The sequence below is a fragment of the Sandarakinorhabdus sp. genome, assembly GCF_032115815.1.
GTDB lineage: Bacteria > Pseudomonadota > Alphaproteobacteria > Sphingomonadales > Sphingomonadaceae > Sandarakinorhabdus.
Genome location: NZ_JAUMBI010000227.1, coordinates 8,854 through 16,060, shown reverse-complemented (window position 1 = coordinate 16,060; position 7,207 = coordinate 8,854). Strand labels below are relative to the sequence as shown.

5 protein-coding genes and 1 pseudogene are annotated in these 7,207 nt (G+C 64.3%); 3 read left to right on the top strand and 3 right to left on the bottom strand.

Going from position 1 to position 7,207, the window contains the following annotated elements; all coding sequences use genetic code 11:
• From RT662_RS13185 to RT662_RS13175, 3 genes are all read right to left on the bottom strand, one after another.
• Window positions 1-550: DUF2855 family protein (locus tag RT662_RS13185; RefSeq protein ID WP_313671159.1), on the bottom strand; the 550-nt coding region annotated here is incomplete at its 3' end.
• The gene (locus RT662_RS13180; RefSeq protein ID WP_313671158.1) at window positions 547-2,478 is read right to left on the bottom strand and encodes a beta-galactosidase; all 1,932 of its coding nucleotides are present in this window, start codon (window positions 2,476-2,478) and stop codon (window positions 547-549) included. The genes RT662_RS13185 and RT662_RS13180, both read right to left, overlap by 4 nt.
• A gap of 18 nt (window positions 2,479-2,496) precedes the next feature.
• Window positions 2,497-3,789 (bottom strand): acyl-CoA dehydrogenase, encoded by a 1,293-nt coding sequence (locus tag RT662_RS13175; RefSeq protein ID WP_313671157.1) that lies wholly within the window; start codon window positions 3,787-3,789, stop codon window positions 2,497-2,499.
• Between the two features lie 269 nt (window positions 3,790-4,058).
• Here RT662_RS13175 and RT662_RS13170 point away from each other — a divergent pair, with 269 nt between their 5' ends.
• The 3 genes and pseudogenes from RT662_RS13170 to RT662_RS13160 all read left to right on the top strand — a co-directional run.
• Window positions 4,059-5,192 (top strand): PEPxxWA-CTERM sorting domain-containing protein, encoded by a 1,134-nt coding sequence (locus RT662_RS13170; protein WP_313671156.1) that lies wholly within the window; start codon window positions 4,059-4,061, stop codon window positions 5,190-5,192.
• A 116-nt stretch (window positions 5,193-5,308) separates the two neighbouring features.
• Window positions 5,309-7,006, top strand: a complete 1,698-nt coding sequence (locus tag RT662_RS13165) for an amidohydrolase (protein WP_313671155.1) — start codon at window positions 5,309-5,311, stop codon at window positions 7,004-7,006.
• A pseudogene (locus tag RT662_RS13160) lies at window positions 7,003-7,207 on the top strand (GNAT family N-acetyltransferase); the annotation flags it as partial. The gene RT662_RS13165 and the pseudogene RT662_RS13160, both read left to right, overlap by 4 nt.

Here is a 7,207-nt window from a genome sequence, read left to right as displayed (position 1 = left end):
CCTTGGCCGCCTGCGCCACGCCCAGCGCAGTTTTCGACGAGGCCGAGGACAGCAGCAGCGTATCGACCGGCCGGGTTGCCAGAAGGCAATCGATCAGGAAGCTGGTGGCATAGAGCGGGCGGAACAAGCACTGCAGCGACTCATCACCCCAGGCCGGGCTGGCCGGATTGTAGCGGTTGTAGAAGGGCGGCAGCCCGGCGCGGTGGGCGGCGCCATCGGTGAAGCCGTGGGCCGAGACCTGTACGGGGGTGAGCACCGCCTGGGCGCCCATCGGCCAGTAACCGAAGAAACGCTGGCCTTCGCTGATCCCTTGGGCGCGGCTTTCGGTGACGCGCGCGAAGCCCCAGACCGGCACGATGCCGTGGCCTTCGGGGGCCGGGAAGAAGCGCCAATAGGCGAAATCCTCGCCGTGGACGGCATAAGTGACGTTGTTGGCGGTGAGGGCGAAATGCTCGACGACGAAGCGCGCCTCACCATCGGCCAGCGGGCCGGGATCGGGCAAGGCAGTGGTTTCAGCGAGCGCACCAACACGGGCAGCGAGAATGGTCATGCGGTCTTGTCCTTCCAGATGGCGACGCCCGCAGGCGGCACCGGGTTCACGCCGATCAACAGATTATGTTCAATTGCAACGGGTTGCGGGCCGTAATTGAACAGGAAATTCAGCTCCCCGCGCCGTTCCAGCCGCACATCGGGGCCGAGGTCGCGGGGATGCAGGCCCGCCGCCGTCGCCACATCGGCCAGCACCCGGCGCAGAAGGCCATCGTCGACCTGTCCGGCGAGATAATGCGTCTTGTCGGCCGCAAACCACAAGCCGCGGCCATCATCGAGGGCAAGGCGGGTTTCGGCCTCCCCGGTCTCCACATCCTCCATCCAGCCCGTCACCTGGCCCGCGTTGCCGGCGGGAAGCACGATGCCGGGTGGCAAGCTTTCCACCCGCGCCACGGTCACATCGATCAGCGCCTTCAGCCCGTCGGGCGGCAAGGCGCCGGGAATGGCGAAATCGCGGGTTTTCGAACCGGTGCGCGGCCCGGCCAGCACCGTTGCGCCACTGTCTGCAATTCGGCCTGCAAGCGACTCATCCACAAAGATTTGTGCCGGCAACAGCGCGAGGCCATAGCCATCAAGATCAGCGTCCGGCGGCACGATATCCACGCTCAGCCCCAGCCGCCGCGCCGTCGTGTGCCAGGCCATGGCGGTCGCCAGCGCATCCTGATCGCGGCCCTGCGGCTGGCTCTGCACGGCCCACACGCTGTCATAGTCAAAGATCAGCGCCACATCGCTGCGGCCGCGCGGCGGCAGCGGGCCAAGGCGGGCCAGCCCGGCGCCAAGCGCCTCCACTTCCGGCCAGGCGGCGGCCGGCTGATTGTCCGGCCGATTGAGCCCGGCGTGCATCGCTTCCTGCCCGGTGGGCGCCTGCCGCCAGCGGAACCAGCTCATGCGCTCGGCGCCTTGTGCCACCGCTTCCCAACCCCACAATTCCACCGCGCCCTTGGCCGGCGCCGGGTTCCACGCCGCCCAGTTCACCGGGCCGGGCTGCTGTTCGATCACCCACCAGCGCCCCTGCCCGCAGGCGCGATAAAGGCTGTGGTGAAAGGCGGTCAGGTCCGGGTGGCCGGTGCGCAGGTAACGCGCCTTGTCGGCCGCGCTGAACGGCCCCTGCCCCAGGAAACCGATGGGATAGGAGTCCCACGTCGCCACATCGAGCTGGCGGCCGACAGCATAGTGGTCGAACTCGGTGAACAGCCCCATGAAATTGTGGACGATGTCTCGCCCCGGCGACGCCGCGCGCAATATCTCGACCTGCGCCGCGTTGAACCGCTCCACCATGGCGGAGGAAAACCGCTGCCAATCCTGCCGGTGCGCCGGGTGGCTTTCGGTGACCGTGCCGAATGGGGCATCGACCTCATCGAAATGGCGATATTCCTGGGACCAGAAGGCCAACCCCCAGGCCGCGTTGAGCGCCTGCACATTGCCATAGCGTTCGGCGAGCCAGCGCCGGAATGCCGCCTTGGCTGCATCCGACGTGCTCACCACCGTGTCGTGGCAGCCATATTCATTGTCGGTCTGCCATGCCACCACCGCCGGGTGCTGGCCGAAACGCGCCGCCATCAGCGCCGTGATGCGCTTGGCCTGTTCCAGATACACGTCGGACGAGAAACAATAGTGCCGACGTGAGCCGAATCCCCTCACCTGCCCGTCGCGGCCCTTGGCCAGAATCTCCGGATGCGCGTCCACCAGCCATTTCGGCGGCGTGGCGGTGGGCGTGCCCATCACCACCTCCAGTCCAGCCGCGTGCGCCAGATCAACGGCGCGGTCGAGCCAGTCCCATTCGAAGCGGCCGGGTTCAGGCTCGATCCGGCTCCAGGCAAATTCGCCGATGCGCGCGAACGACAGGCCCAACGCCGCCATGCGCTGAACGTCGCTGGCCCAGAGCGGCTCCGGCCATTGTTCGGGATACCAGCAAACGCCCAGTTTCATGAGCGTTACCTGCCAGAATCACAGATCGGCGAACAGCTTCTTTCGCGGGCCGAGATAGCCGAACAGATAGGCCGCAACCTTGCGCATCTGGATCTCTTCCGAACCTTCGGTGATGCGGTAGCGGCGGTGGTGGCGGAAGATATGTTCGAACGGCTTGTGCCGGCTGTAACCAATGCCGCCATGCACCTGCATCGCCCGATCAGCGGCTTCGCACACCAGCCGGTTGGCCCAGTAGTTGCACATCGAAATCTTGTCCGAAAGCTGGCTCTCGATCGCCTCGTGGGGCATGTTGTCCATGTCCCACGCGGTCTTGTAGATCATCAGACGCAGCATCTCGCACTGGGTGGCGAGTTCAACCAGCGGGAACTGGATGGCCTGGTTCTTCGACAGCGCTTCGCCGAACGGCTTGCGCTGCCTCGCGTATTTCACGCTCTCTTCCACGCAGAAGGTCGCCGCGCCCAGTGACGAGGCTGCCTGGCGGATGCGGTTCTGGTGAACGAAGCTCTGCGCCAGCGACAGGCCGCCATCAGCGGGGCCCAGGCGCGTCGAATCCGGTACCCACACGTTGGTGAAGCTCACCCGCGGGTGGTCGGTGGGCATGTTGAAGGTCCACAGATATTCTTCCACCTTCAGGCCGGGCGTATCGGTGGGCACCAGGAAGCAGCTGATGCCGCGCGCTGCGCCGGGCGCGCCTGATGTGCGGCAGAAGGTGGCGCAGTGGGTGGCGACATGCATGCCGGTCGTCCACATCTTCTCGCCGTTGATCAGCCAGCCATCGATGCCGTCGCGGGTTTCCGGCACGGCGGTGGTTTCCATGTGGGTGGCGTCGCTGCCGTGGTCAGGCTCGGTCAGGCCGAAGGCAGTGATGCGGTTGCGGGCAAAGCCGCCGAGGATGAACTCCTGCTGCTGCGCTTCGGTGCCGAAACTTTCGAACATGGCGACAAACGGGAAATTGCCCACGATGCTGTGTTCGTTCTGCAGATCATTGTGCAGGCCCAGGCCCTTGGCAGCAAACTTGTCGCGGATCACCGCCATCCACAGATTGCTGCCATCCTTGCCGCCATATTTCTTTGGCGCTGAAAACCGCCAGTGGCCGGCCTTGTCGGCCCGCACGCTGGCTTCGCGCAGCAGCAATTCCCATTCGCGCCTCGGCAAACCACCGTGCTCGAAATCGGTGCGCGCCCATTCGCGGCGGTGATCGAAGAAGCGGATATTGTCGTCCTGTTGCTCCAGTGGCTTGATCTCGGCTTCAATGAAGGCGTCAAGCTCGGCCAGATAGGCAATCAGATCGGCGGGCAGCGCGAAGTCCATGGGTGGTTCCTCCCTTTTCGCCGCCACTGTGGGCCGGCGCGCGGTTCGGCAAAACTGGTTGATTGGGGGAGGAGCAAGCGGCGGCGGCAATCACGGATTCTGCGTCATTCCGGCGCCAATTTTGTCGGGACAGTTTACAAAATGGATGTAAATACTTCCTTAGCTATTGTTTTTTCTCAAAGGGTTAAGTGATTTTTTTGAACTTGGTACGTTTCTTGCTTGCCTGCGGGGGAAGTCCCCAGGGGTCGGGACCAGGAAAGACGGGTCACGTGAACAAGTTTGCGAAGATTATTTCGGCCATGGCGGCTGTCGGCATGGCAAGCGCGGCGATGGCGGTCACGCCGCTGACCACCACGGTTTCGACCACCCAGGCACGGTTCAACACCAATCTGCAGACGGCCACGGTCAACGCGCCAAGCTCTACGTTCACCGCGATTGGCTCCAGCTCCGGCACCACGGTGAACGTGGCCCAGTTCAACACCAATACCGGTATCCTGGTCGGTGCCCGCGCCACGGTGAATACCAGCGTTTTCACCACCGCGCAGGTTGGCGGCAGCACCGGCGGCACCGGTGGCCGGACGGTCACGGCCGACGTCACGCAAACCGGTTCGGTGACGATCGCCGGCGTTACCTTCAATTCCGCGTCGCAAACAGTGTCGCGGTCGTGCTCGGGTGGCAATTGCGCCAACAGCCCGGGCAACAACACCGCCACATCCACCACTGCAACGATTTCGGGCACCACGGCCGTGCCCACCGCCAATCTGGCCGCCTATGCCGGCACGGGCACCATCGGTTTCGCCAATTCGGCAACCGGCAGCACCCGGGTCACCACCAACGCCAACGCTGCCAACGGCACGGCGCAGTCGTTCATGACCTTTGGCAGCACCACGACGGCCAACAACACGTACAGCATTGCCTATGATTATCTGAACTTCGCCAATCCGTCGTTCAACAACAGCTCCACGGTGACCAGCAGCGCGCTGAACTTCGGCACGCTGGCGCTGGGCAGCGGCCCGGCCCTGCTGAATTTCAGCATCACCAACATCGGCAACATCAATTCGGCCGGCCTCAGCCTGACCTCGATCACCCGATCGACGGGCAACAGCCAGTTCACCAGCAACATCGCCACGTTCAGCGACGGCCTGGATGGCGGCCTGACCAACAACTATTCGATGACCTTCGATCCGCTCGCCGTGGGCGCGGTCAACGACATTTTCACCTTCAATTTCATTGATTTCGCGCCGGCCGGCAGCGTGGGCGCCCGCACCTATCAGCTGAATCTGGCCGTGTCTGGCGACGTGTTCGATCCGGTGCCGGAACCGGCCAGCTGGATGACGATGCTGCTGGGCTTTGGCCTGGTGGGCAGCATCGCCCGCCGCCGCGGCGTGGGCCAACCCGGCTGATCTGATTTCGCTCGTCGCGAAGTGGGCGGAGTTGGCGGGGGCCGGCTCCGCCCTTTTTCTTGCCTCTTGCGCATGCTGCTTCCCGGCGCAACGATGCTGACCGGGGAGAACAACCGATGACCATGCATGCCAATCGCCGCCATCTGCTTGCCGCCGCCATGGCCACGCCGTTGTGGGCCAATTGGGCCGCCCGAGCCGCCGCCCATGAACGGGATGCGGACATGATCCTGTTCAATGGCCGGCTCATCACCATGGATGATGCACAACCCACCGCCACCGCGATGGCGATCAAGGCCGGGCGCATCATGGCGGTGGGCGGTGATGCGGTGAAGGGCCTCGCCGGCACGGGCACGCGCATGATCGATCTGAAGGGCGCCTGTGTGGTGCCGGGCTTCATCGATTGCCACAACCACCCGATCGGCGATGTGCTGCTGTATGAAACATTGGTGGGCAATCCGTTCGAGGTGGAATTCGTCACCATCGCTTCCATCATCGACAAGCTGAAGGCCAAGGCCGCGAAGACGCCGGCCGGCTTTTGGGTGGAAGGCTTTTTCCACGACGACACCAAGCTGAAGGATGGCCGCCAGCTGACGGTGGATGATCTGGACAGGATCAGCACCACCCATCCGGTGATGGTGCGCCATCGCGGCGGCCACACCGTGTTCGTCAACAGCGTGGCCCTGCAACTGGCCGGGGTGACGCGGGACACGCCCAATCCGCCCGGGGGCACCTTCGATCGCCTGCCCGATGGCCGGCTTTCGGGCCGCATCACCGATAATGCCATTGATCTGGTTGAGGAAAAGGGCCAGCGCCCGGTGCTGGATGCGGCCGAAAAGGCGAAGCGCATGCGGGCCGGCATGGCGCATATCAGCGGCGCGTTCAGCCGTTATGGCCTGACCACGGTGCATCACCAGGGCGGCGATCTGGCTGCGATCCAGGATGTACGGGCGGCCGGGCAGTTGAAGCACCGGGTGAACTACGAAGCCTGGGGGCCAATGGTTGATCAGATGATCGCTGCCGGCCTGAAAACCGGGTTCGGCGATGATTGGATTCGGCTGGGCGCGACCGCCGAACACACCGCCGATGGCAGCTTTTCGGAACGCACCATGGCGCTTTCGACGCCCTATGCCGGCCGTACCCCGGCCTATTATGGCAATGTCACCGAACCGCAGGACGTGCTGGATGCGTGGGTGGAAAAAGTGGTCCGCGCCGGCATCCAGCCCAATATTCACGCCAATGGCGACGTGGCGATCGACATGGCGCTCACCGCCTTTGAACGGGCGCAGGCGAAACTTGCCGTGAAGGATCTGCGGCCCAAGATCACCCATTGCACGCTGGTCAATGCCAGCCTGCTCAAGCGCATGGCGGCGCTGGGCGCGGTGCCGGCACCGTTCACCAGCTATGCCTATTACAACAGCGACAAGTTCGGATTCTACGGCGCCGACCGGATGGCCAACGCCATGGCTTTCCGCGACTTCCTCGATCACGGCATCAAGGTGTGCGCCGGCAGTGATTTCTTCCCCGGCCCGTTCGCGCCGCTGATGGGCATCCAGGGCATGGTCACACGCACCGGCTGGAACGGCGAGACGTGGGGAGCCAACCAGCGCGTTTCGGTGCTGGAAGCCATCCGAATCAACAGCCTCAACGGCGCCTGGGCCGCAAAGGAAGAGGCCATCAAGGGCAGCCTGACCGCCGGCAAGCTGGCCGATTATGTCGTGCTGGCCGAAGACCCGACTGTGGTGAAGCCTGAGCGGATCAAGGACATCCCCATCATTGAAACCGTGGTGGACGGGCGGACGCAATATCGGGCATGACCGCCGTCGCCATGACCATGCTGCACATCCGGCCCGCGCGTGCCGACGAAATCCCGGCCCTTGAAGCCAACATCACGGCGTCCGCCCGCATCCTGAGCCAGGGCTTTTACTCGGTCGCCGAAACCGAGGCCGCCATCGCCCATGTGTTCGGCGTGGATTCGGAACTGGTGGCCGATGGCACCTATCTGGTGGTGGAAGACG